We start from the raw sequence: 26,976 nt of genomic DNA, 5'->3' as shown, positions 1-26,976 counted from the left end.
TGAGGTTATGACGAGTAGGCACAGGCGTGCCGCAGCATCTGCGCCCGCGGACCCGGCAGGGGACTGGGGCGCAGATGATGCGGAGGATTTCTTCGGAGACTGGGAGGGCGACGACGACGGCGAGGGTCGTCTCGTGCGCTTTGCCCGTGAATACGGGTGGCGCGCGTACGCCCTGCCTGTGCTTGCCGTGTTGACCGTGTTTGTGCTCGTCAATATGTTCCAAAACCCCGGCTCTTCCGTAGTGGAAGCGGCCGGCGAGGCTGACGCGCACACCGCAACGGCCCCGGGCGGCGGAGACAGTGGCGATGAGGCGGGCCGAGCGCCCGCGGTGTTGCCGGAGGGCGAACACGGGGAGGACGAGCTTCCGCCCGGCGGTCCGTTTACCCAGGCAGGTGACGGCACGTACCGCACTGTTGGCGAACCTGGCTTGAACGTGGGGGAGGGCAAAGAGCTGAAGTTGCGCTACGTCGTGGAGATTGAAAACGGCGTGGACACCACCTCCTATGGCGGTGACGGTGCGTTCGCCAAGATGATCGACGCCACGCTGGCCGATCCTCGCAGCTGGACGAACGACCCGCGCTTCGGCTTCGAGCATGTCACGCTGGACCAAGAGCCGGATGTGAAGATCCGGTTGACGTCGCAGGCGACGACGAAGGAGCTGTGCGGGGTAAACCTGGATATGGAGACCAGCTGCCGCACGACAATCACCGGCGAGGACACGGTGCTGTTGAACGAGGCCCGCTGGGTGCGGGGTGCCGTGCCTTTCGAGGGCGATCTGGGGCGCTACCGCCAGTACGTGATCAACCACGAGGTGGGCCATGCACTCGGGTTTGCCACCCACGAAGCCTGCCGCGAGGACGGGGCGCTCGCTCCGGTGATGATGCAGCAGACGCTGAGCTTGGATAACTCCCAGCTGCACGCATTGGATTCGGAAGGGGCGTACCCGGACGACCACAAGCGCTGCCGCACGAATCCGTGGCCGTACCCGCGCCCAGCATCGAAGTAAGGGGGCATCTGCATGATTCCGGGGCACGTTGTTGCCGCGTTCCAGCTCGAGGGCTCGGGAAGCCCCGTGGGCGCGCCATGGGATTTCGGCCGCAAATTCGGCAACATCGTCGTCGCGCCCGCGTCTGCGACCGCCGCGTGGTCGGGTAAGACCCGCGAGAAGCTCGCAGATACCGTGACCGGTTTGCACGTCGCGCGCCCGGTGCGTGCCACCGACGGCCGCCTGGTGGTCGGCGGTTTCTGTGCCAATGAGTTCTCACCCGGAGCCCCCACAGCGCGAGTGGATGAGGCGATGGCTGGGGCCCTGCTTCTCGACGAGGCGTTGGCCCCATTCACCCCGCCCTCCCCAGCTGCGCGCACGGGGATGTGGGCGGACGCGGAGCGCGCCGCGTGGCGGGACTTTGACGCGCACACGGCAGCCGGTGGCCTCGTCACTGCGCACATGGATTTCTTGGCGTGCTGCCTTTTTTCGGACAAGCACGCTCCGGTGCTGAGCACGTTGGTGCCTTCGGTGGAGCCGCGGCCGCGCGGTTACACGGCCGCGCAGGTGATGGTCGACGGGCTGCTGCTGCGGGCCGTAGACCCAGGCGTGGTCGGGCGGTGGGCGCACGTTCCTGATTTGCTTGCACTCGCCGAGCGCGCACTGAAATATCGTGAAATCACAGGTGAGGCGACGCGTACGAACATAGGTTCGAGTGTGGGGCGGGTGCGTGAGCTCCTCATGTCGGCCTAGCCTGGCACACTAGCGCTCATGAATGCACCACAGATTCCGTTTACCCCACGGGCCTACCTGGTTCCGCGCACGCGTGAGACTTCCGCGCGCACGTGGCCGACAGCGCTGCCCGATGCCGGGCTGTGGAAAGTTGTCGGTGAGGCCGGCGCTGGCGTGACGAGCTTCCTCGTCGATACTGCGGTGGCCGCCGCCGGCCGTGCCGCAAAAAACGGAGAAGACGCAAGCGGCATCGTCGTGCTTGCCTCCTCCAAGGAGGCGGCCGCGCGGATGCGCGCGGAGATCTCGGACCGCCTCGCAGCGAGCGGTTTTGTCAGCAGCGCGCCGCTGGTGCGCTCGGTGCATTCCCTGGCGTTCGCCGTGCTTCGCCAGCGCTACGAGCAGGAGATCCGGCTCATTTCGGGTGCGGAACAGGATGCGGTCATTCGCGAGCTCCTGCGTGGCCAAGTCGAAGACGGCCGCGGGAATTGGCCGGTGGAGTTGCGTCCCGCGATGGGGATGGTGGGCTTTGCCCGCCAGCTTCGCGACGTGTTGCTGCGCGCCGTCGAGCGTGGCCTCGACCCCGCGCAGCTTGCTGCCCTTGGTAAGCGCCACGGGGTCGAAATTTGGAGTGCGGCTGCGGAGTTCCTCCACGAGTACCAGCAGGTCATGGCGCTGACCGGGGGAAAGCGCTTCTCGGCTTCAGAGCTTGTGTCCGAAGTGCTCCGCGGGGAGATCCCCGCGCAGTGGCACACCGTGATCGTCGATGATGCGCAGCATCTCGCCCCAGCCCCGGCAGCATTCATCCGCCGCTTGCTTGAGTGTGCGGAGCTCGGGGTCGTTGGCGGTGACGAGGCGCAGTCCATCTACCACTTCCGCGGCGCCTCGCCGCGGTTCTTCCGTGACCTCGGCGGGTTGGCACACGACGTGATCGACTTGGGGGAATCACGCCGGCAGCCGCGCCGCACGGTAGCGATTGCGCAGGATGAAGCAACCCAGTTGTCGGCAGTGTGCGACGCGTTGCGCCGCGCGCACCTGGAGGAGGACGTGGCCTATCGCGACATGGCTGTCGTGGTGCGTTCCACGTCGCTGATCGAACCTGTGCGTCGAAGCCTGCTGCAAGCCGGAGTGCCGGTGATGCTCAACCCCACCGATGTGGTCTTGAGCGAGCAGCGCATTGTGGCCGCGTTGCTCCTCGGTATGCGGGCGCTGCACGAAGCGCTGAGCCCGGCTCAGTGGCGAGACCTCTTGTTGGGGCCAGTTGGCGGCACTGACCCGGTCACGCTGCGACGACTGCTGCGGGGGCTGCGCCGGTGGGCGCCGGACGCGCGTGCTGAGGAGACGCTGCAGGCGCTGCTGGTCAGCACGCAGGAGCTGCCAGACTTCGGCAGTGTGCTCACCGACCGCGAGCGGGGGTTACTTGAACGTGTCCGCGCGGTGTTGGACGCGGGGCGGCAGGCCGAGCGCGACGGCGGCAGCGTGGAGGATGTGTTGTGGGCGGTGTGGCACGCCACCGGCCTCTCTGAGCACTTGCTCGCCGTTGCGCTTCGTGGCGGGGCGAGCGGGTCCCAGGCCGACCGCGACCTCGACGCGGCGATGGCGCTGTTCGACGCCGCCGGCGACTTCACAGAGCGCCGGGCCGCCGCCGGAGTCGAGAGCTTCATTGCAGAGATTTCTGCCCAGGAGCTGCCCACGGGTGTGCGCGATCGCAGGGCGGCGACACCGGACGCGGTGGCACTTCTGACCGCGCACGGTGTGGCTGGCCAGGAATTCGCCCGCGTTGTCGTTGCTGGCGTCCAGGAAAACTCGTGGCCGAGTCTGGGGGAGACCGGCTCCCTGTTCCGTCAGGAGGACCTGGTGGACCTGATAGACAACGGGGTGGACCCGAAGGTGCCGGTGTCGCACACCGCGGAGCGGCTGGCCGAGGAACGTCGCCTGTTTTGGGTGGCGGTGACTCGTGCGCGCGATGCCGTGCTGGTGACCACGGTGGATGACCAGGACGGTGACGAACTCATCGTGCCCTCTAGGTTCATCCAGGAGTACTGCGAGGATTTCGGCATCGAGCCGGACACCGTGGTTGCTCCACCGGGCGAGACAACCCGCAGCGGTGCGGATGACGACGAGCACGTCCGCGTCCGCCTCCTGGCGCGCGACGAGGTGATCGCGGAGTTGCGGCGAGCACTCGTTGCAGAAACCTCGGACGAGGCGACTCGGAACCAGGCGGCTCGGCAGCTGGCTCGGCTGTCTGAGGCCGGGGTCGCCGGGGCAGCGCCGGAGCAGTGGTGGGGGACGACGGGGGCGTCGATAAGCGAGCCCCTGCGCCACGCGACGACGCTGTCGCCATCGCGCATCGAGGGACTGTTGGCGTGCCCCATGCGCGAAACGCTCGGGCGCATGGTGGGGCTCGAAGAGAACCTGGCGATGATCTATGGGTCGATGGCGCACGCTTACCTGGAGGCTATCGGGGCTGGGATGGACGCCGAGGACGCCCTGGCAGCGACTGCGGCGGCACGGCGTGACGCGGCATATGGCCCGGGCTGGAAGACGGCGCGCGATGTGGAAGATTTCGCCGCCCTGCTCGAGCGGCTGAGCGACTGGGTGGCCGCGACGCGCGGGACGTTTGCGCTGCTTGGTGCGGAGGTCCCGGTGCGGGTGGAGCTGGACAGCGGCGTGCGTATCGCCGGGCGACTTGACCGGCTGGAGCGCGAGGAAAGCGGCGCGGTCCACATTGTGGATTTGAAAACCGGGGCTACCCCGCCGACCAAGGCCGCGACGGCCGAGAACATGCAGCTCGCCGCCTACCAGCTCGCGCTTGCCGCGGGCACCTTCGACGGCGAGGCGGTCGTGACTGCACGCGATGGGGAAACACCCTTGCGCGTCGGCGGGGCAGTGCTGGTGTACCCCAACGCGAGCAAATCCAAGTTGGCGACACGGGAGCAGGCGCCGAAGACACCGGACGAGCTCGCGGAGCTTGCGGAACTCTTGATCCCACTGCCTGAAAGGACGGCAGGCCCGCAGCTGCTCGCTACCCCTGGGCCGCACTGCGAGCACTGCGCGGTGCGCGCACTGTGCCCCACACAACCGGAAGGACAGGTGATCTACCGTGCCTAAGACGAGTGCGCAGCCCATGTCGCCGACGCTTCTGTCACGCTACCTTGGGCAGAAGTTCCCACCCACCGAGCAGCAGGCCGCGGTCATCGGGGCCGAGCCCGGGCCCCTGCTCGTGGTGGCCGGTGCCGGTGCCGGCAAGACGGAGACCATGGCCGCGCGCGTGGTGTGGCTGGTGGCTAACGGCTATGCGCGCCCGGACGAGATCCTCGGGCTGACGTTTACCCGCAAGGCCGCCCAGGAGCTGGGCAAACGCATCCGCGACCGGCTGGCAACCCTGGCGGGCAACCCGGACCTGGTGCGTCGTTTGGATCCCTCCGGCGAGCTCGCGGACGCGCTGCAGGTCATCGCCCCGACGGTGTCCACCTACGATGCGTACGCCGGCGACCTCGTGCGCGAATACGGCCTGTTGGTGCCGGTCGAGCCGGACTCCCGGCTGATCACCGACGCGGAACTCCACGCGATCGCCACCGAGGTGGTCACCGATTACCCGGGGCCGGTCATCGCACATGAGGGGAAGAACCCGGCGGTCGGCACTGTGGTCTCGGAGGTCCTTGCACTGGTGACTTCGATGGGCAACGAACTGGCCACACCTCAGGAGGTGGACGAGCAGGCCGCGGCGTTTTTGGCGGAGACCGATGCGCTGCCCATGGCACCGCGTGCGCGCACCGAGTTCACCCAGAAGCTGCGGCAGTGGCGTAATACGCAGGAGGAACGCCGGGCGTACCTACCGCTGGCGCGCGAGCTCGACGAGGAGCTGCGCCGACGCGGGGTGGTGACCTTCAACGAGCAGATGTCGACCGCAGCGGCGCTGGCACGCGACCACGAACAGGTCGGGCGCGCCCAGCGGCAGCGCTTCCGGGTCGTGATGCTGGACGAATACCAGGACACCTCCCACGCCCAGCGCGTCCTTTTGCGCAGTTTGTTTGGCCAGGGCGCGGACCCAGCACTGACGGTCACCGCGGTGGGTGATCCCATGCAAGCCATCTACGGGTGGCGGGGTGCCACGGCAGCAAACCTCGCCGCCTTCGTCGAAGACTTTCCCGTGGGCGACGGACCCGCCCCGAAAAAGCAGCTCACCACCTCCTGGCGCAACCCACCAGAGATCCTCGCGCTGGCCAACAGCGTCTCCGACGCGGTGCTGGGCACGGGTAAGCAGCGGGCGGTGGCACCGCTTGCGGCTCGCCCGGGCGCGAACAGCGGGGAAGTCGCCCTCGGGTTTTTCCAGACGAACGAGGAAGAGCTCGCGTTTGTGGCCGGCAACCTCGCCGAGCAATACCGGGAGGCGCAAGCGCACGACGCGCCCTTTTCCGCCGCGGTGCTGGTGCGCAAGAACAAGCATTCCGCCGAGATTGCGGAGTACCTTGCTGCCCGTGGCGTGCCCTATGAAATCGTCGGCGTCGGCGGCTTGCTCGACATCCCCGAAGTGGCCGACACGCTGGCCTTGGCCACCATGCTCGTGCGCCCGGCGGACTCTTCGGCCGCGCTGCGCATCCTCGCTGGCCCCGCGGTAGGACTTGGCCTTGCCGATCTCGCCGCGCTCGCCGCGCGGGCAAACAACCTGCGCGGCACCGCGCCGGAGGAAACGGCAGCGAGCGGGGATCCCGCTGCCCGACTTGCTGCGCAGCTCGAGGAGCTTAGCGCCCGCGCCGCCGCCCTGAGCGCAGGAGCCGAAGCGCCTGCGGGGCTTGCTGATGCGGTGGCGGATTTAGGCGAACCGGAGCGCTACAGCGAGGAGGGGCTGCGTCGCCTGCGTGAGCTTGCCGCGAAGCTGCGGTTCTTGCGTACGCAGAGCCTTGGTAAGCGGCTCGTGGACCTTGTCACCGACATCATTGACGTCTTCGGCATCCGCACCGAGGTGCTCGCCCGCAGCTCCAATTCCGGCACCGTCCACCTCGAGCGCCTCCTCCACGCGGTGGCGTCGTACCCCGGCACGAGCCTCGAAGGCTTGCTCGACTACTTCGCGCTCGCCCGCGAACACGAAGACGGTTTGGCACCGGGGGCGGTGGTGTCACGCACCGACCGGGTGCAAATCCTTACCGCGCACAAGGCGAAGGGCCTTGAGTGGGACACCGTGGCAGTCCTACACGCCGACAACGCCACCTACGCGGCGAAGGCGGAAACCTTCCTCACCTGGGTGCGCAACCTGCCGGACGCGTCCTTCGGCGACCCGGAGTACCTACCGGATTTCGCCGAGGTGGAAAACCGGACACAGTTTGAAAAAGCGGGCGCCGCCTGGCTCAAGCAGGTGCGCGCCGAGCTGGCGGAAGAGTCCGCCCGCCTCTTCTACGTCGCGGTCACACGCGCCGAGCGCAAGCTATTGATTACCGGGTCGCGGAAGAAGCCCGAGGTGGCGCGGGAGGCGGAACCCTACGCGCACTTCGCCACCATGCGCGACCTCGTCGAAGCACCAGTGGCGTGGGCGAGCGGCGCGGGAGACGCTACACGCACACCCGATACAGACCCTGCCGCGGTGCCCGACGCGGCACCGTCCGGCACCTGGCCACACTTCGAACCAGAAGCAGCAACACTGGCAGCCGCCGAGCGGGTCACGCAAGCACGCAGCCATTTGCCGGCGCTGACCGAAGGGGAGCTGTTCGAGCTGTGGGAGCGCGACGTCACCGCGCTGATCGAAGAGCACGAGCGCGCGGCTGCGCCGGCGACGCCAGTGGTGATGCCCGCCGAGCTGACCGCCTCCGACGTGGTGGCGTTCAGAGCCGACCCGGAGCAGTTCGCGCGCCGGGCCCGCCGGCCGGTGCCGTTCAAGCCGAACACCTACGCCAAGCGCGGCACTGCCTTCCACGAGTGGCTGGAAGAGTTTTACGGCCAGCAGCCGTTGCTCACCGAGGACGAGCTGCCCGGCGGCGACGAAGCGGAGGTAGACGCGGCGACGCTCAAGCGCCTGAAGCGTGCTTTCGAGCGCAGCCACTGGGCTCGCCGCAGCCCGGTGCATGTGGAGCACCCCTTCGAGCTCGCGCTGGGCGAATCGGTCGTGCGCGGCAGGATGGATGCAGTGTTCCGTGACCCGGATGGCGGCTGGGTCGTAGTGGACTGGAAGACCGGGGAAAAACCCGCGCCCGCGCAGATGGAAGCGGCAAAGCTGCAGCTCGCCGTGTACGCAGAGGCGTGGCGTCGAATAGCGGCAGACGGCAAACCGGTGCGGGCCGTGTTCTTCTACGTGCGCACCGGCGAGGACTATGCCCCGACGCAGCTGCCCGATGCTGACCGTCTCGCAGCGCTGCTCGATGCGGGCGATGCTAGTGTTTCGGGGTTAAGCCACTCATGAGTAGAAGGGAGCACAAGGCGATGAGACTGCGCTACCCCTTTGCCTGGCGGGACCGCGTCCGCGACGACGTGGACCGCTCGGATATTCCGGTGCATACGCTCCTTGATGTCATCACCATCCCCACCGAGGAACGCACCACCCCGTGGGCGCTCATCGCCCGGCGCTTCGCCTATGCCACGATGCTCATGGTCATCGTGGCGCTGATCGTGTACCTCGACACGGATGGCTACACCGAGCCTTTGACGTTTATCGACGCGCTCTACTACTCGGCGGTGTCGCTGTCTACCACGGGCTACGGCGACATCACCCCGGTCACCCAGGGGGCCCGGCTGGTCAACATCTTCGTGATTACCCCGGCACGTGTGGCGTTCCTGATGCTCCTCGTCGGCACGACCCTGTCGGTGCTGACGGAGGATTCCCGCAAGACACTTCAGATTCAGCAGTGGAGGAGAACTGTGCGCAATCACACCATTGTGGTCGGCTACGGCACGAAAGGCCGTTCCGCGGTCGACGCCCTGCTCGCGGGCGATACCGCGCCGAGCAGCATCGTCGTCATTGATACGGACCCGGTCGCGCTGGGCCACGCCGAGAAGCGCGGGCTGGTCACCGTCCACGGCGACGGCACGAAATCGGGCGTGCTGCGGGTTGCCGGTATCACCCGCGCCCGTTCCGTTGTAGTGGCTCCGAGCTCGGACGATACGGCCGTCCTGGTCACCCTGTCGGTGCGCGAGATGGCACCGCGCGCGATGATCGTGGCCAGCGCCCGCGAGAGCGAGAACCAGCACCTGCTGATGCAGTCGGGCGCGGACTCCGTCGTGGTGTCCGCCGAAACGACCGGTCGCCTGCTCGGCCTGGCCACGGTGACCCCACCCGTGGTGGAGATGATGGAGGACCTGCTCAGCCCCGATGAAGGCTTCGCCGTGGCCGAGCGTCCGATCGCGGACGATGAGGTTGGCTCCAACCCGCGCCACCTCGCCGACATCGTGCTCGGCGTGGTGCGCTCCGGCGAGCTGTACCGCATCGATGTGCCGGAGGCGGAGACTGTCGAGCCGGGCGATCGCCTCCTGTACGTGCGCATGACGCAGCCGCAGGAGTCGCCCGAGGCGCAGAAGCCGTCGGAGTAGCGCGCCGTTGTACCTGCTTTTCGACGCCGCGTTGCGCTTCCCCCTCAACTCCCAAGGCCAACCGCGGCTCCTGCCTACCCTGCCTCCCGGCGTAAAGGTGACCACCAGGGCGCGGGTGAGCCCGGAAGTGACCGCAGTGCGGGTATCCGATGTGACCACTGCGGAGCTTGCGACGCAGGTGGCCAGCGCACGCGAGTGGTTCGATGACCCGCTCATCGCGCGCGCGGTGGGCCTCGTAGGCGCGCACGAGCGCGGCGCCTTTGACCCGGCCGACGGTTCCCCGCTTGCCTGGGATCCCTCGGGCGCTTTTGCGCGGGGCGCGTCCGGCAGACCCGTCTTCCCGCGGATCGATCCCTGCGTCATCGGCGTGGTGGAACACAACGATGGCGACAGGATTCTGCTGGGGGAGAACCGACGCCGCCCGGGATACTTCACCTGCATCGCCGGCTACGTGGACGTAGGAGAACGCGCCGAGGACGCCTTCGCGCGCGAGGTGCGGGAGGAAACCGGGCGCAGGATCGAGAACGTGGCGTATGTTGGGTCGCAGCCGTGGCCGCTTTCCGGGTCGCTGATGCTGGGCTTTTACGCCCGGACCAACGACGAGGACGCGGCGGGGGAGACAGACGGGGAACTGCGCCGCATCATCTGGGCTACGCGCGAGGACCTGGGGCAGCTGCCGCTGGCCCCGCAGGGCAGTATCGCGCGCCAGCTGATTGGCCGTTGGGCCGCAGGCGAGATGTAGGAAGGGAAGGCACGAGGCATGGCCGTGGACTTGAGTTTGTTGGACGAGGACCAGCGCGTCGCGGCGACTGCGCCGCGGGGACCGGTGTGCATCCTGGCGGGTGCGGGCACGGGGAAAACCCGCACTATCACGTACCGGATTGCCAACCTGGTGGACCAGGGGATGGTGGCGCCGACGAAGGTGCTGGCGGTGACCTTTACCCAGCGCGCGGCGGGCGAGATGCGCGACCGCTTGCGCACGATGGGCGTGGGCGGGGTGCAGGCGCGTACGTTCCACGCGGCGGCGCGTCGTCAATTGCAGTACTTTTGGCCCCAGATTGCGGGCGATCTTCCCTGGAAGATTCTGGAGAACAAGTTTCCCGTGGTGGGGCGCGCCACGCGCGCGGCGGGCCTCGACTCGAGCAAGGAAATGGTGCGCGACCTGCTCGGAGAGATCGAGTGGGCGAAATCCAGCGTGATCGGCCCGGACGACTACGTCGAGCGCATCGCGGGGTCGAAGCGCACCCCGCCAACGGACCCGGCGAAGGTCGCGCAGGTCTACCGGCTCTACGAGGACGCGAAAACCTCTCCAGACGGCATGCTGCTGGACTTCGATGACCTTCTGCTGCACGTTGCCGGCGCGCTGGAAAACGCCCCGGCGGTGGCAGAGGAGTTCCGGGCGCAGTACCAGTCGTTCGTGGTGGACGAGTACCAGGACGTCACACCGCTGCAGCAGCGCGTGCTGGAGGGCTGGCTAGGCCAGCGTGACGACCTGACCGTGGTGGGTGATGCCAACCAGACCATCTACTCCTTTACGGGGGCGACGCCGAACTACTTGCTGAATTTCTCGCGTACGTACGAGCACGCGACCGTCGTGAAGCTGCAGCGCGACTACCGCTCCACCCCCGAGATCACTGACCTGGCCAACACCGTCATCGGCAAGGCGCAGGGGCGCGTGGCAGGCACCCGGCTGGAGCTGCAGGGCATGCGCGAGCACGGCCCGCAGCCGACCTTTAGCGCGTACGACGATGAGCCGACCGAGGCGCGCGAGGTGGCGATCAAGATCCGGCAGCTTCTCGACGCCGGCGTGCCTGCCCGCGAAATCGCCGTGCTCTACCGCATCAACGCGCAATCCGCGGCGTTTGAAGCGGCTCTCGCCGACGCCGGGATCGTCTACCAGGTGCGCGGCGGCGAGGGCTTCTTCCAGCGCGGCGAGATCCGGGAGGCCATCCGCGCGCTCGTCGGCGCTGCCCGGCGCACGGATCTGCCCGACGATCCTGTCGCCGTGGCACGAGCCGCGCTCGCACCGATCGGGCTGACGCCTCAGGAACCGGAGGGTGCGAAGGCCCGCGAGCGGTGGCAGACGCTCTCGGCGCTGGTCGATCTCATCGAAGAGATCGTGCGCAGCCAGGAGGCGACCACCCTGCCTGACGTCTTGCGCTCGCTGCGCAGGCGCGCCGAGGCGAAGCAGCCGCCAGCCGTCGACGGGGTCACGCTTGCCAGCCTGCACGCCGCGAAGGGCCTGGAGTGGGACGCGGTGTTTTTAGTCGGGCTGGTGGAAAACACGCTGCCAATTTCGCACGCGATCAAAGCAGGGGATGCGGAGATCGAGGAGGAGCGGCGCCTCTTCTACGTCGGGGTGACCCGCGCGCGCGAGCACCTCCACCTGTCCTGGGCGCTTGCGCGCCAGGAGGGCGGGCGAAAGTCGCGCTCGCGCTCGCGCTTCCTCGACGGCATTGCGCCGGAGCTGGAGGTAGAAAAGACGCCGGAGCGGGTCAAGCGCAACCGCCGCTGCCGGGTCTGCGGGAACCTCTTGGCCACACCGGCGGAGAAAACCCTGGGCCGGCACGAGGACTGCGAGCCAGGCTTTGATGAGGAGGTCTTCGCGGCGCTGAAGCGGTGGCGTCGCGACGAGGCGCGCGCCGCCGGCAAGCCCGCCTACATCGTGTTTACCGACGCCACGCTGATGTCGATCGCCGAAGCCATGCCGGCCGACACCCAGGAACTCTTCGGTATTTCCGGGGTCGGTCCGGCGAAGATTGAGCAGTACGGGCAAGGCGTGCTCGACACGCTCGAAGAGTTCCGGTGATGGGTGTGAACGATTCGACCCACCACGAGTCGGGACAGGCCTACCGGGTGATCCGCTCCGCGCGGCGGACCCGCACGATCCAGAGCAGGATCGTTGACGGGGTCGTGGAGATCCGCATCCCGGCCCGGCTGAGCAAAGCGCAGGAGGCGGCAGCGGTCGAGGAGATGCTGGCAAAGGTGGCCGCGAAAACGCGCTCGAGCGCGCGTAGCGACGCCGACTTGGTCGCACGCGCGCAACAGCTCAACCGGGACGTGCTCGAGAATAAAGCGCGGATCGGCTCGGTGCGCTGGGCAGACAACCAGCGCACACGCTGGGGGTCGTGTACGACAGCCACCGGGGACATCCGGATCAGTTCGCGGCTGAAAGACGTGCCCGACTACGTGCTCGACGCCACGCTTGTCCACGAGCTGGTGCACACCTTCATCCCCGGCCATGGGGCCGAGTTTTGGGCGTGGGCGGACCGCGCACCGTACGCAGAGCGCGCCAAGGGCTACCTCGAGGCCTACCAGCGCTTCAGCTAGCTCCTTTTGGGGTCGGGCGTATTGTGTCGGGCGAACTGTAAATGGAGCTAGCTCCGTTTGGAGTCAGCTGCGGAGCTCGACCTGGGGATTTGTTGCCGGGCTGGTTGTAAATGGAGCTAACTCCGTTTGGCCGCACGCTGGTTAACCGCAGGCGTGCACAGGCCGCCCGGCAGCGAAGTCGTCCATGGCGGCGACCGCCTCGTCGAGGTTTTTTACGCTCGCCACGGTCATGTCGCCGGTATCCACAGTGCGTACCGCGTCGCAGTTCTCTTCCGGGGCAAGGAAAAGCTCTACGTCGGCGTCACGCGCGCCGGCGAGCTTGTGGGTGATGCCGCCGATGGGGCCCACCTCGCCGGATTCTGCGATCGTGCCGGTGCCGGCGACGAACTTGCCGTGGTTGAGCTGGCCGGGGCTCAGCTTGTCGATCACGGCGAGCGAGAAGATCATGCCGGCGCTGGGACCGCCAACGTCGTTGAGGTTGTAGTTGACGGTCACCTCACCTGCGGGCTCCGAGGTCATCAAAATCCCCATCATGGGCTCGCCCTTCTCGTGCGGGTTTTCGCCCAAGGTGATGCGCACCTCCTTGGTCTCGTCCCCGCGCGCAATTTCCACGGCGAGTTCGTCGCCGGGGGCGTGGGCGCGTACGGCGTCCTGGACCTCGCTTGGTTGGGTGACGGCAGTACCCTCGACAGCGGTGATCACATCGTCCGGTGCAAGGGCGTCGGCGGACGGCGAGTTTTCGAGCAAATCGTGGACGATCACCCTGGTCGGTTTACCCAGGTAGCGCATCGCGGCGACGGTTGCGTTGCCCTCGGAGGCGGCGAACTCGGCCTCGTTGTACTCGCGAAGCTCGTCCTCGTCGAGGTCTGGCGGGAGGATCTGGCTGACCGGGACGATGGAATCATCGGTGGTGAGCCAGCGGCCGAGCGCCTGCGGGAGCGTCATGTTGGTGCGCACCGACACCGTCGTCATGTTGAGGTTGCCCGCGACAGGGTCGGTCTCGGCACCTTCGATGTCGATGACGTCTTCGCCCTCGACCTCGCCGAGCGTGTTAAACATCGGCCCCGGCCCCTCGGCGGCATACGGCACGGTCAGGGCGATATCGGTGCCTGGGATGTGGTCGATCGACAACAGTAAGGTGAGTGCTGCGACGGGGATCGCGCCCCACGTCACCGTCGACCAGCGTCTGCTGCGCGCGCCGCCAGCCGACTTCGCCGGCTCTTCCGCCTGTGTCGCTTGCGTCGACTCTGCCACTTTTTTCACACAGGCAGCATAGCGCAGCCGTGTTCGCTCACAGCGTCCCGGTTGGGGCCGAAAGTAGTCGCGCAAGCGCTGGCCTGCTATGTATCGTGGCGTGTATGAGTAATGGATTTGGATTCTCCTTTCCCAACGACGATGACGACGAAGGCAAGCGCAAGCGCGACGAAAACGACGCGTCGAACCCCTTCGACGCGTTTGGCTTTAGCGGCGGCCAGGCAGGCGGTGGGTTCGGGGACATCCTGAACCAATTTGGCCAGATGCTTTCCGGCATGGGCAATTCCTTTAACCAGGCCGAAGCGAAAGACGCCGCGGTGAATTTCGACATGGCGCTGCGTATGGCGCGCCAGCGCGTGGGCGACAAGGCCGCAGTCGCCGCTGGCGACAAGAAGGCGGTGGAGGAGTCCCTGCGACTGGTCGATCACTGGCTCAGCGAAACGACCACGCTGCCCGCCGCCGAGTCGAAGGCGCAGGCCTGGAACGCGGACGATTGGCTGGTCGAGACCATGCCTATGTGGAAGCGCATGGTCAACCCGGTCGCAGAGCACATGAACCGTGCGCAAATGGACCAACTGCCGGCCGAGGCCCGGGAGATGATGGGCCCGCTCGCCGGGATGATGAATTCGATGAATTCCATGAACTTCGGCATGCGGCTTGGCCACGCGCTGGGGGATTTGGCCCAGCAAGCGCTTACCGGCACGGACTTCGGTATGCCGGTCGCGCCCGCCGGCGTCGCCTCAGTGCTGCCGAAGAACGTCACCAAGATTGCGAAGGGACTTGAGGTGCCGGGCCAGGAGGTCATGGTCTACATCGCGGCGCGCGAGGCGGCCCGCCAGCGCCTGTTTACACACGTGCCGTGGCTGGTCGAGCGCATCGTTGCCTCGGTGGAGGAGTACGCCGCGGGCCTGGAAATCGACACCTCCAATATCGACGAGGCGACGCGCAGCCTCAACTTAGAATCGGGCGACCCGCAGCAGATCCAGGAAGCGCTGCAGAACCTGCAGAATATGGACCTCTCACCGCGCGTCGGCTCCCGTAACGCCGCCGCCACCTCGCGGCTGGAGACGCTGCTCGCGCTCGTCGAAGGCTGGGTCGACGTCGTGGTCGATGCGGCCCTGGCGGAGCGGATTCCGTCCGCAGCGCAGCTCGCCGAGGCGTGGGCGCGCCGCCGCGCAACTGGCGGTTCGGCGGAGCAGGCCTTTGCCAACATCGTCGGCATCGAGCTGGGCGCACCAAAGGTCCGCGAGGCCGCGGAATTGTGGCGCCGCGTGGAAAACGCGGTGGGGGTCAAGCGCCGCGATGAGGTGTGGAACCACCCCGATTTCCTGCCCACCGCGGAGCATTTGGATAACCCCGCCGCGTTTATCGACGGGCTGTTGGACGACTCGACCGACGCCGACTTCGACGCCGAGTTCAGCAAGCTTGAAGAGGAGCTGCGCAACAACCCGGAGCTCAAGCGCAAGGACGGCGACGGGAAGGACGACGGCAGCGAGGACGGTACTGAGCTCTAGGGCTCTCAGGCCAGCTAGCGGCGCGACGAGGTAGGCGAGGCCGCGGACGTCGTGGTGGTTGCCTGCGTCGCGTCCTCCTCGCTCACTTCGGCGAGCCCCAGCTTGCCGATGCGCTCGCGGGGGTCCTCCTGCTCAGTCGACACCAGCTGCTGCAGCACCTGGCCGCGCTCGTTGTCCACCACGGTAATAATCGCGGAGGTGCCCAGGGTGGACCAGCCGACGATGCGCTCGCCGTCGTCTTCCACGATCCGCGAGGAGCGCAGCTCGGTCAGCAGTTGCGTCGTCGAGGCCGCCTTCGCCTCCGAGTCGAAGAATTGGAACTGCCCAATCTCCGCGCCGGAGCAGTCATAGGAGCCGCTCACGCCCGTTTCCGAACACGTCTCGAACTGTGCAAACAGTGATTCGGGGGCAAGGGAAGCAAAGGTTTCCGCGACCTCGGTGACTGTCTCGTCGGCTGCTTCTTTGTCGTCGCTCTTTGTGCTTGTCGACGCCCGCGTGCTCGTACTCGAGGCCGCACCCGTCGCACTCGACGAAGAGGTCTCTTCCGTTTCCGCTTCTTCTGCGCTGGTCGTCGGCTCGGCACTTTCGCTCTGCTCGCTGGGGGCAGGCGTCTCGGTCGCCTCGTCGCTGCCGCCCCCGCAGGCGGTCAGCGCCACGGATGCGGCGAGCAGGGCGGGGGCGAGGATGCGGCGGTGCGACACGGAAATTGGCTCCTTAAGATGCGTTCTGACACGTGTGTATGTACCGATAGTACGTGATGGTCGGGGGTGCACCCCAGCGCAGCCCCGCCGTTAGGCCTGCTCCTCCGGCTCGCGCTCCAGGCTGTAGCGCAGCGCAGCGATCACGTTCGGGGCCACGTTCGGCCCGCCGCGCAGCTCGATCTCATCCTGGGCGAACATGCCGCGCTCTTCCAGCTCCTCCTCGGTCAGACGCATCTGCAGCAGGGTCTGCTCGATGTCCTCGCCGCGCAGCACGCCAGAGAACAAGCGCGCGGGGCGGGGCTCCGCGCCCGGGCCCGCGGAGGTGTCGCGGAAGATGATTTCCTGCGCGAGCACCACGCCCTCGACCTGTTCGGGCCAGGCGACGCGGGAGACGTAGTCGGCGAGCTCGTCACTGCCCGGGCGGATGTGCTCGGGCAGCTCCTGGACCACCAGGGTCAGCGGCGAGTGCGCGGCGTCGTTTGAAAGCTGGGACAGCTCGTCGATAAGCAGCTGGGTCGGCACGAGCGCGAAGAGTGAGGGGGGAGCGTCCCAGCCCTCGGCGTGGACGAACTCGACAGCCTCAGTCATGGCTTTGTTCAGGGCTTGCTGCGAGCTGAAATTCTGCTGCACGGGAACCTTTCTGGCTGTTTATTCGTTACACAAATTAAGCTACTTAAGGCTAGAAGCTTAATACGCACGCAAAGACTATTTCGAAGGAGCAGGATTGGCTACCCGCGTCAACCAGCCTCAACCCAACGCGAAAAAGTCGAACAAGACGATGCTGACGGCGATTGTCGTCCTCGGCGTTCTCTTCACACTCGTGCCCATGCTGATCGGTTTGTATACCGATTTTCTGTGGTTCGGCGAGGTCGACTTCCGCGGGGTGTTCAACCGGGTGATCATCGCCCGGGTCGTACTGTTTATCGTTTTCGCGCTCATCGGCGGGGGCATTGCCTTCCTCGCCGCATGGCTGGCGTGGCGCGGTAGGCCCGACGAGATGCCGGGGGCGGATGTGTTTTCGCCCAACGCGCAGTACCGGGCCTCGATCCAGCAGGGCATCCGCTCCCTGCTGGTGGCGGTGCCGCTGGTCGTGGCGGCGTTTGCCGGGCTCGCGGGCCAGCGCATGTGGCGTACCTTCCTGCTCTGGTTCAACGGCTCCGACTTCGGGGTGACAGACCCGCAGTACGGCAGGGACCTTGGCTTCTACGCGTTTGCGCTGCCGGGCCTTTCGGTCGTCGTCAGCACGCTGGGCCTGCTGCTCATCGTCGCATTTTTGATCGCGCTGGTGGCGCACTACCTGCTCGGCGGTATCCGGATTGGCAACAAGGCTGCCGGGCAGCCCGGCTACGTGTCGAAGGCGGCGCGCGTCCAGCTGGCGGTCACCGCCGGTGTGTGGATGCTTATCAAGGCGGCCGGCTACTGGCTGGATCGCTACTTCCTGCTCTACGGGGAAAATGACATCTTCACCGGCGCGTCCTATACCTCTATTAACGCGATGCTGCCGGCGAAGATCATCCTCACCGTCATCGCGCTGATCGTGGCCGCGGCGTTCTTCGCCTCGGTGGTGTACAAGGACTTCCGCATCCCCGTGCTGGCCACCGTGCTGATGCTGGTGTCCTCCCTGGTGATCGGCAACGTTTGGCCGGCGCTTTTGGAGCAGTTCTCGGTCAAGCCGAACCGTCAGGCCAAGGAGCGCGAGTACATCGGCCGGAACATTGAGTCCACCCGCTTCGCCTATGGGCTGACCGACGACACGGTCAACTACGAGGAAAACTGGGGCGCGGACAAGGTCTCGAACAACGAGGTCGCCGACGACTGGTCCACCATCAGCAACATCCGCCTGCTGGACCCGGAGATCCTGTCGCCTACGTTTACCCAGAACCAGCAGCTGCGTAACTTCTACGGTTTCCCGGATCAACTGGCTATGGACCGCTACGAGGTCGAAGGCGAGATGCGCGACTTTGTCGTCGCCGCCCGCGAGATGGACCCGAATGCGCTGCGGGAGAACCAGCTCGACTGGATTAACCGCCACACCGTCTACACCCACGGCAACGGTTTCGTGGCAGCGCAGGCCAACACCGTGGACGAGGCGGCGCAGGACGCCGGCTCCACCCGTGGTGGGCTGCCGATCTTTACGGTCTCTGATTTGCAGACCAACGCGAAGGCCACGGAGAAGAAGGACGCGGAAGAGCTGGGCATTCGCGTGGACGAGCCGCGCATCTACTACGGCCCGGTGATCTCTTCTGCCAAGGACGGGCTGGACTACGCCATCGTGGGCGATAACGGCCAGGGCCCGGTCGAGTACGACACGGACAACTCCACCTACACCTACGAGGGCAAGGGCGGCGTCAACATTGGCAACTGGATCAACCGTGCAGCTTATGCGGTGAAGTACCAGGAGCTGAACATGATCCTGTCGGACCGCGTTGGTGCGGACTCCAAGCTGTTGTACGACCGTGACCCGCGCGAGCGCGTGGAGAAGGTTGCCCCCTGGCTGACCACGGATTCGAAGACCTACCCGGCAGTCATTGATGGCCGCGTGAAGTGGATCGTGGACGGCTACACTACGCTGTCCCAGCTGCCGTACTCCACGCGTAACTCCCTGCAGGACACCACACAGGATGCGCTCAACCCGGACGGCACCACCCAGCGGTTGGTGAATAACAACCTGGGGTATATCCGCAATTCGGTCAAGGCCACCGTGGATGCGTACGACGGCACGGTTGACCTCTACCAGTTCGACGAGGAAGACCCGGTGCTCGAGGCATGGATGGGTGTGTTCCCGGACACGGTGCGCCCGCACAGCGAGATCAGCGATGATCTGCGCGAGCACCTGCGTTACCCGGAGGACCTGTTCAAGGTGCAGCGCGAGCTTTTGGCCCGCTACCACGTGGACGACCCGGGCGTGTTCTTCAACAACGACGCCTTCTGGTCTGTGCCGAACGACCCGACCGCGGCAGAAGGCCGCCAGGAGCTCAACCAGCCGCCGTACTACGTGGTGGCCGCTGACCCGGAGACCAATGAGTCTTCCTTCCAGCTGATCACCCCGTACCGCGGCCTGAACCGCGAGTTCTTGGCCGCGCACATGTCGGTGTCCTCGGACCCGGAGAACTACGGCAAGATCACGGTCCGCGTCCTGCCGACGAATACGCAGACGCAGGGCCCGAAGCAGGCGCAGGACGCGCTGATGTCTTCGGACCAGGTCGCGCGCGACCGCACGCTGTGGGAGGGCTCGAACGACCTGAAGAACGGCAACCTGCTCACCCTGCCGGTGGGCGGCGGCGAGATCCTCTACATCGAGCCGATCTACTCGCAGCGCAAGGACCAGGCGTCGGCCTTCCCGAAGCTGCTGCGCGTGCTGGTGTTCTACCGCGGTCAGGTCGGCTACGCGCCGACGATTTCGCAGGCCTTGAAGCAGGTGGGCATCGACTCCAAGGCAGCGCAGGACATCGAGCTTGTCGACGAGGGCGCGTCCGAGTCGCAGGACAACAATGGTGCTGACGAGCAGCCGAAGGATGGCGACAACGAAGCCAAGGCCCCGGCACCTGCGGCCCCGGGCAACAAGGACGAGGCGATGCAGGGCATCAACGATGCACTGCGCAACCTCGAGAGCGCTCGCGACGGCTCCTTCGAGGAGTACGGCCGAGCACTCGACGAGTTGGACCGCGCGGTGGAGGCGTACCAGAACGCCGAGTAGCGTTTAGCGGGCTAGCCGGAACGCAGGAAGCGCCGGGGACGGAAAACGTCCTCGGCGCTTTTCTGTGCGCGTTTAGCCCTGAGGGTTGTGCACCAGGATTCGATCGACCTGGTCCCAAAGGCCCGCGAACACGGGGCGAGTGAAATCGCCGCAGAGCAGCTGGTCGGCCTCGGCGAGCGCGAGCGGGTCCTCTTCCGCTCCGGCCATACGTGCCTCTGTGATATCCAGCAGGCGGACCAGCCGGGCGACGTTGAGTTGGTACGCGCCGTCGAGCACGGGCTCCGTTACCGCCGCGATCCAGCCCACCTCTTCAAACAGCGGGATATGGGTGACGAGGATGTTGTGCCGGACCCACCCGCCCTTCCCGTTGCTCTGGCCGAAGTGGGTGATGAGTCCGGTGCGGCCGGGGCGGACGGTGCCGTCGACGTCAAGAAGCACACCATCGTGGTCGTCGGCCAATTGTGCCATCGTGCCCAGGATCAGGTGTTCTCGCCGGGTGAGCGAGGGGATCTCCACGCTGTGCACTGCGGCTCGCAGTAATTCTGCCAAGGGCGCCTCCTTGAAGTTAAGCGGTGAGTAGGGGAGCGTAATTCTAGCGCCCACCCCGGACATGGGGCCGTGATCTCTCGAACAAATGGGCGAGGCGTGTATCGAGGACTGTGCGTTATGTGGATCTTGTAAGACCCGTGATTATCGGCGGTGCCCAGGGGATTTGGCCTTTTGTAGGGTGGTAAGTATAGTTACTTCACGTTGCCGATACGGCAGCAGGTGAAAAGAGAATATCACCCGACGCGGGGTGGAGCAGCTCGGTAGCTCGCTGGGCTCATAACCCAGAGGTCGTTGGTTCGAATCCAGCCCCCGCTACTAAGATAACCTCCCACCAGTGGAAACACTGGTGGGAGGTTATGTATTTCTCGAGTAAAGATCGAAGTTCAAAACGGTGCTGAGAATGCCAAGATCGCTTTGTCTCTGAAAGAGAGCAAAGAGGGTCGTAATGATATCCACTCATATGATTAGCATCAACGGCCTACCTAATAACGAGGCTGGTGCGGGCAACCCCAATGAAGCGGGCGCCATCAATGAATGTCATGCGCAGGCTAAAAACGGTGGTCTGATCAAGATAAACTGATTGGTAAGGAATTTGTTGTGAAAGAAAGAACAATCATTCCGGGAATACTTTTTGGAATTGTCTTGGGCGTCGCAACCCTTTATGGCGGAGTGCTCCTGTCCACATGGCTTCCAATACCTTTCGTCTTCTATGGGCTACCTTTACCTTCATTGGTGGTGTTGGGTGTATTAGCCATGTCTGTCTACATGTTGAAAAAGGATCGGCTTAGCGACCGATCATGGCGTGCTTTTGCCTTCACATTCGCCGCGGCTTTCGTCGTACCAGCGTTCTTATGGGTGAGCATCATTTCTGACTATGGAAACTTCGCATAGCCTATAGATATGGAACCGCTGTAAGGCCAATTACAGTTAGCCCCTCTAGATGAAGTCTAGAGGGGCTAACTGTAACCGCAGAAGAGAGAGTGTCCGATTGTGTGTGCGGGGGCTTGGTTTACAAGTAGTCCGCGAATCGGTCGGGGTATGCCGCGGCTAGTTGGTGATGGCTTGTTTCCACCCGTTGGCTTTCGCCCCCTTGAATATAGCCTTTGCACTCAGTTGCCCGTTTCGCCTTCTTCGCACGGCGGGCGGCGCGCTTGTCCTCGATGTTGCAGATCATCAACCACACTTTATTGCGCGGGTAGTCGGGGAAGCGTGCGAAGTACGCATCCTGTAGGCGGGGGTCTGTAGCGCGGGGTCGACGCCGCCCGGATCCAGGTCGAAGGTCCAGGAGCGCTTGTCGTGGGTCGGGCCAGCCAAGCCCAAGGAGATAACATCTTCCAGCCCCATCGGGCGCCGCACGATGACAGCGCGATGTGCCCAGGGGTAGGCACGTGCTGCGATGAGGCGGTAGCGGTGCGGTTGCACGGGCTAGTGCAGAGCTGGCTAGTGCAGAGCCTCGTTGCTTATCGACGCAAAAATGCGGTCACCGACGTAGTTCGTATCCCGCTTGAACTCGCCGTCCTTTGACGCATTCTGGGCGTCGCCTGCCCAATCCTTCTGTGTCTCTGCAGTCATCGTGTCCTCCTTTATCGCGTAAAAAATCTATGACACGTCAACTATAGGCCGTTTCTGATCATGGGCGCAGAAATCAGCTGGGCTGCCTCACGTTATGGCGAAACCTAGGATGCGGTGCATGAACTACCGGAATGTCCGCCTCAACTCCGTCGCGGCGCTTGTCTTGGGCCTGTTGGGCGTGGCGTTCTTTTACCCTGGGGTGGGTCATGTTTGGGGTGGTCGGACGGCGGGAATCCTGGGCTTTCATCGCGGTAGCGGTGTTTCTCTTCCTGGCTGGCTTCTTTATGGTCGATGGCGGTGAAAGGGCGCCGGAATCCCTTGACCGAGCGCCGGATCCATAGCCGTGCCATTTTGGGACATGCCCGCACCTTCGGTTTCGGGCCATTACCAGAGCGCTTATCCGGAGAAGCCTTCTGCTCCCACTCCTGCGGGATAGTGATCGTCCTCTGAGTACGGGGATTTCCCGGATTTACAGGCTGATTCATCGAGAAGATTGTTAACGACGCCTGCGGATTCTTACGCTCATCCTTGGTCTTCGTCCACGCGCCACTCAATGGTGTGCTGGTTTTGCGCGATCTCGGTTTCAGCAATGTCCATCAAACGTACGAGACGGGACTTGATCCAAATGCGAGGTTAGGCTAACCTAACACAAGAATGGTTATTATCTTCTGAGAGGGCAACACAGTGCCGCTTGTGGCTGATGAACCCACCACAGCGACCAATGAGTCGACGAGTCGGCCGAGAGGGGGGGCGACGCGAACGCGGGGAACCCCGTTTGGCACATCCTCCGGCCGGTGTCCGTCCCCTCCTGCACGGAATCGCCGGGCACACCCCGTATCCGCGGCCGGCGAGGCCGTCAACGGCACCGGAGCTACGGGTTTGGTGGTTTGCGCGGCCTGGTTCTTAGGCATCGCCGTGAAAACGAGGCCGGGGGAGTCTGCATGACAGGTACGTCCACGGGGGCGGCACCGCCGACGACGGCCCGCGAACCCGATCACCTAACCCGAAACCGCCGCGTGGACGCGGCCCACACACCCGGAGACAGAACCAGATGAAGTCGATTGCCCAGATCGTCCAGAACAACCGCAGACTCCTCGCGGCCTATGAGGACAAGGTCCAGCCGAGGTTCCTCAGCCGCTATGCGCGTGAACCGATGGACGCCGCCGTCGAAGGGCTCGGGGCCCGGACGGAATTCCACGTCGCCGACGTCCTCGCGCCGCTCGGCAGGGTCGCCGCGCTGCTCGCCGATGGCAGCATCGCTTACGTGCAGACGTTCGCCGAGGATCCCGACGTGAACGAGCGGGTCGACATGGCCGTCATTGCGAAGATGGGCCACCGGGTGTTCCCGGGCAGCGAGGTCGAGGACCTCGCCGAAGCCAACGGGCTGAAGCTGGGCGGAGCCTCACACGCCGGCATGGTGTACTTCTGCACTCTCACGAAGAAAAGCGCGATCGGGGAGGCGGGCAAGTGAGCGCCGTGGACGGGACCGTAGGCCCGTGGTCGCTGCTCGCCCCAATTCGGAGCCGGATGCGTGCGGTGGTCGCGTTATCCGTCCTGTCGTCGGTGGCTACCGTCGCTTCGCTGGTCGGCATCATCGACATCGCGATGACGTACCCGGAGGCCCCGGAGCATCGGACGTGGTTGTCCGTGGCTGTCATCGTCGTCGCCGCAACGGTGCGCATGGCCGCGGACGGCGCCGCCGGCATGCTCTCGCACCGGGCGGATAACGACTTGCAGCTCCACCTCCGGCGCCGGCTGGTCGCCCAAATCCGGAAGTTACCGCTGGGCTGGCTGGACGCCCGGCGCTCGTCGGGAATCATCGAGTCGGTTGAGAAGGACGTCGCGGCTGTCCACCAGCTCATGGGCCACACCGTCGGTGAGACCGTGGTGGCGGTGCTGGTTCCCCTGCTTTCCCTCATCGCGCTCGTCGCGGTGGATTGGCGGATCGCGGCGGTGGCGGTCGTCCCCGTGCTGGTCACCTTCGCCCTGATGGGCGTGATGATTTCGCGCGGAGCCGGTCTTCAGCGCGACTACGAGCGAGCCTCCGAAGGAGTGACGGCCGCGGTCATCGAGTTGGTGCGCGGTATCCCGGTGATGAAGTCCTTCGGACGCGCCAACCAGGGCGCGGGTCGCTACGATGCCGCGGCGTTGTCGTTCGTCCGCGCGTGGTCCGCCTGGTCCCGGCAGTCGAACATCTATCTCGGGCTCATCGACGTGGTGACGTCCCCGACCACAGTCCTCGCAGTGGTGTGCGGGGCCGGCCTCGCTCTGAGGGACGCCGCGGGCGGCATACCGGAGGGTCTCGTCGCCGGGCTGGTTCTCAGCCTTGGACTCTCCGCGGCGATCGTGCGGGTGGCCATGAACTCCGAACCCATCATCGCGGGGATCGCCGCCCTGAAGTCCATCGCGGAGGTGCTGGGCACGCCGCCGATCGCCGAGCCCGCCGATCCGGTGCCCGCACGCGGAGGCGTACTCGAGGTCCGGAACCTGGTCTTCTCCTACGGCGATGGGCCGCGGGTCCTCGACGGGATGTGCGCGACGTTCGAACCAGGGACCCTCACTGCGCTGGTGGGGTCCTCCGGTTCCGGAAAGTCCACCGTCGCCCGGCTGTTGGCGCGTTTCCACGACCCCGTTGAAGGCTCGGTGCTACTGGGCGGCGTCGATCTTCGCGACATCGCCGTGCGCGACGTGCACCGCTCGGTGTCGGTGGTGTTCCAAGATCCGCAGTTGTTCACGCTGCCGTTGCGGGAAAACATCCGGCTGGCCAGGAGAGACGCCACCGACGACGAAATCATGGCGGCCGCGAAGCTCGCGAACCTCGATGCGGTCATCGCGGCGCTGCCGAAGCGCCTGGATTCGGTGGTCAACGTCGACGTGACCTTTTCCGGTGGTGAGGCGCAGCGCGTGGCCATCGCGAGGTCGATTGTCACGGACGCGCCGGTGCTCATCTTCGACGAGGCAACCGCTTACGCGGATCCGGCTTCCGAGGCCCTCATCCAGTCCGCAATCGAGCGTTTGGCCCGTTCGCGGACGGTGATTGTGATCGCGCACAGGTTGAGCACGATCCGCAACGCCGACCGCATCCTCGTTCTCGATGGGGGAGCGGTCGCGGAGGCGGGTACCCACGACGAGTTGCTCGCGCGCGGTGGCCGTTACCGGGATTTGTGGCGCGCGTTCGCGCTCGACGACGAACCATCCGCCCCGCGGGGCACTGAATCAGACGATGAAAAGGCGGGGAACCGATGATTCGAGACTTGTGGTCGATGACGGATCGGCGCTCGAGAATGACGCTGGTGTGGCTCATTGCGTTGGCCACGCTTGCCGCGCTGGCCCAGGGAGCGGCGTTCGTCGCGCTGCTGCCGCTGCTGTCGGCTCTGGCCGAGGGAGATGATGCGACGGCGTGGCGTTTCACCGGCGTCATCGCCGGCCTCGCGGCCGCCCATGCGGTGCTGTCCCTCGCCGCGGGGACGGTCGGCAGGGCGAATTCCGCAGCGGTGCTGTCGTCCCTGCTGCGTTCTCTGGGCGAACGCGTGCTGACGTTGCCACTCGGGTACGTCACCAAGTCCACGGCCGGCCGCTTTTCGGAGATGGCGTCGTCGGGGATCGCGTTCGCGGCGTCCGTGCCGCACGTGATCCTGCGGCCCGTCATCGCCGCGGTGGTTACGCCGACCGTCATCGCCTTCGGAATTCTGGCGGTGGATTGGCGCGTCGGTTTGGTTCTTGTCGCGTCGGCGCCGGTGCTCTTCTTCGCCTACCGGGCCATTGGCCGGGTCGGCGGGGAGTCGGACGAAGCGCATGCTGAGGCCGTCGCTGCCGTCTCCGGCAGGCTGATCGAGTTCACCCGCGGCCAGCAGGCAATTCGCGCCGCGGGCGACGGTTCGGCGGCGGACGCGATGGTGGATGAGGCGATCCAGGCCCAACACGATGCGTTCGCGAAGGCGACGTCGACGCAGGGGGCGGCCATCGGACGGTTGGGTTCGGTCGTCCATGCGGTGTTCACAGCGGCGGTGATCGTCGCCGTGGCAGTCGCCGCGACGGGCGGGATGGCGCCGGCGCATTTGGCGCCGATGCTCATCGTGCTCGTCCAGTTCACCGGACCGATCACCACGGCGGGAGCGTTGTCCGGCGGTTTCGGTGCGGGCCGCAACACGTTGGCTGCGTTGCGTGACCTGCGGGCAATCCCCGCTCTTCCCGAACCTGCCGCACCGGAGCTGCCCGACGGGCATGACGTGGAGTTCCGCGGCGTGAGCTTCGGGTACGGAGATAAGAAGGTTCTCGACGGCGTCAGCTTCCGTGCACCTCAGGGAGCGCTGGTTGCCGTAGTAGGACCGTCGGGGGCGGGCAAGACGACGGTCATGCGGCTGCTGTCGCGTTTTCATGATCCGGACTCGGGGGAGATCCTCATCGGCGGGGTGCCCTTGCCTCGGATCGGCACCGACGGCGTGAACTCGCTGGTGACCCCGGTGTTCCAGGAGACGTTCCTTTTCGACGCGTCCGTGCGGGACAACGTGGTCTTCGCCGACCCCGGATTCGGTTCCGAGCCCGGTGACGGGGACCGCTTGCGCGAGGCCGCCCGGCGTTCCGGGGTGGACCGCATCGTGGAGCTGCTGCCTTCCGGGTGGGATACCCCGGTGGGGGAGGAGGGGACGCTGCTGTCGGGAGGCGAGCGGCAGCGCCTCGCCATCGCCCGGGCGCTTCTGAAGGATTCCCCGGTGGTGCTTCTCGACGAGCCGACGTCCTCGCTGGATGCGGCCACTGAGCGGGCGATCGTCGGCACGATTGAGGCGTTGCGCGGCGATCGCACCGTGATCGTCGTCGCCCATCGCTTGCACACCATCCGCGATGCCGACCTCATCGTCGTGCTTTCGGAGGACGGGACGGTCGCAGAACGGGGCACGCACGATGAATTGCTGGCGAAGGGCGGCCGCTATGCCGAGTCGTGGGCGTGCCGGACGGGGAGTTCCCCGGGCGCCTGATCCTCATCATCTGGTCGATGCATCTAGCACAGGCTTAGTTCCCAGGAGCCAAAGCGCACCGCGCAGACACCCCAGTGGAGGAGCAAGAGCACGAGGAGCGCCAAGGAAAGTGCTTGCCAGCCTTCGTCCCAAGCGCCCAAGCACATGGTGC

19 protein-coding genes, 1 tRNA gene and 2 pseudogenes are annotated in these 26,976 nt (G+C 65.8%); 15 read left to right on the top strand and 7 right to left on the bottom strand.

Annotation, left to right across the window (positions count from 1 at the left end; all coding sequences use genetic code 11):
* Positions 1 to 7 precede the first annotated feature (7 nt).
* Genes M3G14_RS03770 through M3G14_RS03735 form a run of 8 tightly spaced genes read left to right on the top strand, consistent with a single transcriptional unit; the run spans position 8 to position 12,562 of the window.
* Positions 8 to 1,006, top strand: a complete 999-nt coding sequence (locus tag M3G14_RS03770) for a DUF3152 domain-containing protein (RefSeq protein WP_259924755.1) — start codon at positions 8 to 10, stop codon at positions 1,004 to 1,006.
* A gap of 12 nt (positions 1,007 to 1,018) precedes the next feature.
* Entirely contained in the window at positions 1,019 to 1,738 is a 720-nt protein-coding gene (locus M3G14_RS03765; protein WP_259924754.1) for a hypothetical protein, read from the top strand.
* An 18-nt stretch (positions 1,739 to 1,756) separates the two neighbouring features.
* The gene (locus M3G14_RS03760; protein WP_259924753.1) at positions 1,757 to 4,825 is read left to right on the top strand and encodes an ATP-dependent DNA helicase; all 3,069 of its coding nucleotides are present in this window, start codon (positions 1,757 to 1,759) and stop codon (positions 4,823 to 4,825) included.
* A gap of 16 nt (positions 4,826 to 4,841) precedes the next feature.
* Complete coding sequence (locus tag M3G14_RS03755; protein ID WP_259924962.1) at positions 4,842 to 8,108, top strand: DEAD/DEAH box helicase; 3,267 nt, start codon at positions 4,842 to 4,844, stop codon at positions 8,106 to 8,108.
* Between the two features lie 20 nt (positions 8,109 to 8,128).
* Positions 8,129 to 9,232, top strand: coding sequence for a TrkA family potassium uptake protein (locus M3G14_RS03750; protein ID WP_259924751.1), 1,104 nt, complete (start codon positions 8,129 to 8,131; stop codon positions 9,230 to 9,232).
* 7 nt (positions 9,233 to 9,239) lie between these two features.
* A complete protein-coding gene (locus M3G14_RS03745; RefSeq protein WP_259924749.1) occupies positions 9,240 to 9,974 on the top strand; it encodes an NAD(+) diphosphatase in 735 nt (244 codons plus the stop codon).
* An 18-nt stretch (positions 9,975 to 9,992) separates the two neighbouring features.
* Positions 9,993 to 12,041: an ATP-dependent DNA helicase UvrD2 gene (locus M3G14_RS03740; protein WP_259924748.1), complete on the top strand. Its 2,049-nt coding sequence runs from the start codon at positions 9,993 to 9,995 to the stop codon at positions 12,039 to 12,041.
* Entirely contained in the window at positions 12,041 to 12,562 is a 522-nt protein-coding gene (locus M3G14_RS03735) for a M48 family metallopeptidase (protein WP_259924747.1), read from the top strand. The genes M3G14_RS03740 and M3G14_RS03735 overlap by 1 nt, the downstream gene beginning before the upstream one ends.
* Positions 12,563 to 12,703: 141 nt before the next feature.
* Here M3G14_RS03735 and M3G14_RS03730 read toward each other — a convergent pair whose 3' ends face one another.
* Positions 12,704 to 13,816, bottom strand: coding sequence for a PDZ domain-containing protein (locus M3G14_RS03730; RefSeq protein ID WP_259924960.1), 1,113 nt, complete (start codon positions 13,814 to 13,816; stop codon positions 12,704 to 12,706).
* 104 nt (positions 13,817 to 13,920) lie between these two features.
* Between M3G14_RS03730 and M3G14_RS03725 the strand changes: the two genes are divergently transcribed.
* Positions 13,921 to 15,330: a zinc-dependent metalloprotease gene (locus M3G14_RS03725; protein ID WP_259924746.1), complete on the top strand. Its 1,410-nt coding sequence runs from the start codon at positions 13,921 to 13,923 to the stop codon at positions 15,328 to 15,330.
* Positions 15,331 to 15,344: 14 nt separating this feature from the next.
* Here the strand turns inward: M3G14_RS03725 and M3G14_RS03720 are convergent, their stop codons facing one another.
* Together M3G14_RS03720 and M3G14_RS03715 are read right to left on the bottom strand one after the other, a co-directional pair.
* On the bottom strand, positions 15,345 to 16,031 hold the full coding sequence (locus tag M3G14_RS03720) for a hypothetical protein (protein ID WP_396122186.1): 687 nt from the start codon (positions 16,029 to 16,031) through the stop codon (positions 15,345 to 15,347).
* 90 nt (positions 16,032 to 16,121) lie between these two features.
* Positions 16,122 to 16,619, bottom strand: coding sequence for a PPA1309 family protein (locus M3G14_RS03715; protein WP_259924958.1), 498 nt, complete (start codon positions 16,617 to 16,619; stop codon positions 16,122 to 16,124).
* Between the two features lie 190 nt (positions 16,620 to 16,809).
* Between M3G14_RS03715 and M3G14_RS03710 the strand changes: the two genes are divergently transcribed.
* Entirely contained in the window at positions 16,810 to 19,728 is a 2,919-nt protein-coding gene (locus M3G14_RS03710; RefSeq protein ID WP_396122189.1) for a UPF0182 family protein, read from the top strand.
* A 72-nt stretch (positions 19,729 to 19,800) separates the two neighbouring features.
* Here the strand turns inward: M3G14_RS03710 and M3G14_RS03705 are convergent, their stop codons facing one another.
* Entirely contained in the window at positions 19,801 to 20,277 is a 477-nt protein-coding gene (locus tag M3G14_RS03705) for a hypothetical protein (protein WP_259924743.1), read from the bottom strand.
* Between the two features lie 241 nt (positions 20,278 to 20,518).
* Here M3G14_RS03705 and M3G14_RS03700 point away from each other — a divergent pair.
* A tRNA-Met gene (locus tag M3G14_RS03700) sits at positions 20,519 to 20,592 on the top strand.
* A 282-nt stretch (positions 20,593 to 20,874) separates the two neighbouring features.
* Positions 20,875 to 21,168: a hypothetical protein gene (locus M3G14_RS03695; protein ID WP_259924742.1), complete on the top strand. Its 294-nt coding sequence runs from the start codon at positions 20,875 to 20,877 to the stop codon at positions 21,166 to 21,168.
* A gap of 118 nt (positions 21,169 to 21,286) precedes the next feature.
* Here the strand turns inward: M3G14_RS03695 and M3G14_RS03690 are convergent.
* The 3 genes and pseudogenes from M3G14_RS03690 to M3G14_RS11680 form a co-directional block, all read right to left on the bottom strand.
* Positions 21,287 to 21,460, bottom strand: a pseudogene (locus M3G14_RS03690) (IS256 family transposase); the annotation flags it as partial.
* A gap of 6 nt (positions 21,461 to 21,466) precedes the next feature.
* Positions 21,467 to 21,702, bottom strand: a pseudogene (locus M3G14_RS11685) (glutathione S-transferase family protein); the annotation flags it as partial.
* Between the two features lie 15 nt (positions 21,703 to 21,717).
* Positions 21,718 to 21,849, bottom strand: a complete 132-nt coding sequence (locus tag M3G14_RS11680) for a hypothetical protein (protein ID WP_396122185.1) — start codon at positions 21,847 to 21,849, stop codon at positions 21,718 to 21,720.
* 1,051 nt (positions 21,850 to 22,900) lie between these two features.
* On the opposite strand from M3G14_RS11680, the gene M3G14_RS03680 reads away from it, so the two are divergent.
* Genes M3G14_RS03680 through M3G14_RS03670 form a run of 3 tightly spaced genes read left to right on the top strand, consistent with a single transcriptional unit; the run spans position 22,901 to position 26,825 of the window.
* Positions 22,901 to 23,320: a hypothetical protein gene (locus M3G14_RS03680; protein ID WP_259924741.1), complete on the top strand. Its 420-nt coding sequence runs from the start codon at positions 22,901 to 22,903 to the stop codon at positions 23,318 to 23,320.
* Complete coding sequence (locus M3G14_RS03675; protein WP_259924740.1) at positions 23,317 to 25,095, top strand: ABC transporter ATP-binding protein; 1,779 nt, start codon at positions 23,317 to 23,319, stop codon at positions 25,093 to 25,095. The genes M3G14_RS03680 and M3G14_RS03675 overlap by 4 nt, the downstream gene beginning before the upstream one ends.
* Positions 25,092 to 26,825: an ABC transporter ATP-binding protein gene (locus M3G14_RS03670; RefSeq protein ID WP_259924739.1), complete on the top strand. Its 1,734-nt coding sequence runs from the start codon at positions 25,092 to 25,094 to the stop codon at positions 26,823 to 26,825. The genes M3G14_RS03675 and M3G14_RS03670 overlap by 4 nt, the downstream gene beginning before the upstream one ends.
* The last annotated feature ends 151 nt before the right edge of the window (positions 26,826 to 26,976 follow it).

The sequence above is a fragment of the Corynebacterium sp. p3-SID1056 genome (genome assembly GCF_025152525.1).
GTDB lineage: Bacteria > Actinomycetota > Actinomycetes > Mycobacteriales > Mycobacteriaceae > Corynebacterium.
The sequence above is the reverse complement of the archived record's forward strand: the minus strand, read 5'-3'. Positions and strand labels throughout refer to the sequence as shown.

What these genes read in the sequence shown, in the direction of transcription:
- M3G14_RS03760 (WP_259924753.1), top strand. Translation starts at nt 1,757, where the DNA reads ATGAATGCACCACAGATTCCGTTTACCCCACGGGCCTACCTGGTTCCG.
- M3G14_RS03680 (WP_259924741.1), top strand. Translation starts at nt 22,901, where the DNA reads ATGAAGTCGATTGCCCAGATCGTCCAGAACAACCGCAGACTCCTCGCG.
- M3G14_RS03770 (WP_259924755.1), top strand. Translation starts at nt 8, where the DNA reads ATGACGAGTAGGCACAGGCGTGCCGCAGCATCTGCGCCCGCGGACCCG.
- M3G14_RS03670 (WP_259924739.1), top strand. Translation starts at nt 25,092, where the DNA reads ATGATTCGAGACTTGTGGTCGATGACGGATCGGCGCTCGAGAATGACG.
- M3G14_RS03725 (WP_259924746.1), top strand. Translation starts at nt 13,921, where the DNA reads ATGAGTAATGGATTTGGATTCTCCTTTCCCAACGACGATGACGACGAA.
- M3G14_RS03755 (WP_259924962.1), top strand. Translation starts at nt 4,842, where the DNA reads ATGTCGCCGACGCTTCTGTCACGCTACCTTGGGCAGAAGTTCCCACCC.
- M3G14_RS03750 (WP_259924751.1), top strand. Translation starts at nt 8,129, where the DNA reads ATGAGACTGCGCTACCCCTTTGCCTGGCGGGACCGCGTCCGCGACGAC.
- M3G14_RS03740 (WP_259924748.1), top strand. Translation starts at nt 9,993, where the DNA reads ATGGCCGTGGACTTGAGTTTGTTGGACGAGGACCAGCGCGTCGCGGCG.
- M3G14_RS03710 (WP_396122189.1), top strand. Translation starts at nt 16,810, where the DNA reads ATGCTGACGGCGATTGTCGTCCTCGGCGTTCTCTTCACACTCGTGCCC.
- M3G14_RS11680 (WP_396122185.1), bottom strand. Translation starts at nt 21,849, where the DNA reads ATGACTGCAGAGACACAGAAGGATTGGGCAGGCGACGCCCAGAATGCG.
- M3G14_RS03765 (WP_259924754.1), top strand. Translation starts at nt 1,019, where the DNA reads ATGATTCCGGGGCACGTTGTTGCCGCGTTCCAGCTCGAGGGCTCGGGA.
- M3G14_RS03735 (WP_259924747.1), top strand. Translation starts at nt 12,041, where the DNA reads ATGGGTGTGAACGATTCGACCCACCACGAGTCGGGACAGGCCTACCGG.
- M3G14_RS03715 (WP_259924958.1), bottom strand. Translation starts at nt 16,619, where the DNA reads ATGACTGAGGCTGTCGAGTTCGTCCACGCCGAGGGCTGGGACGCTCCC.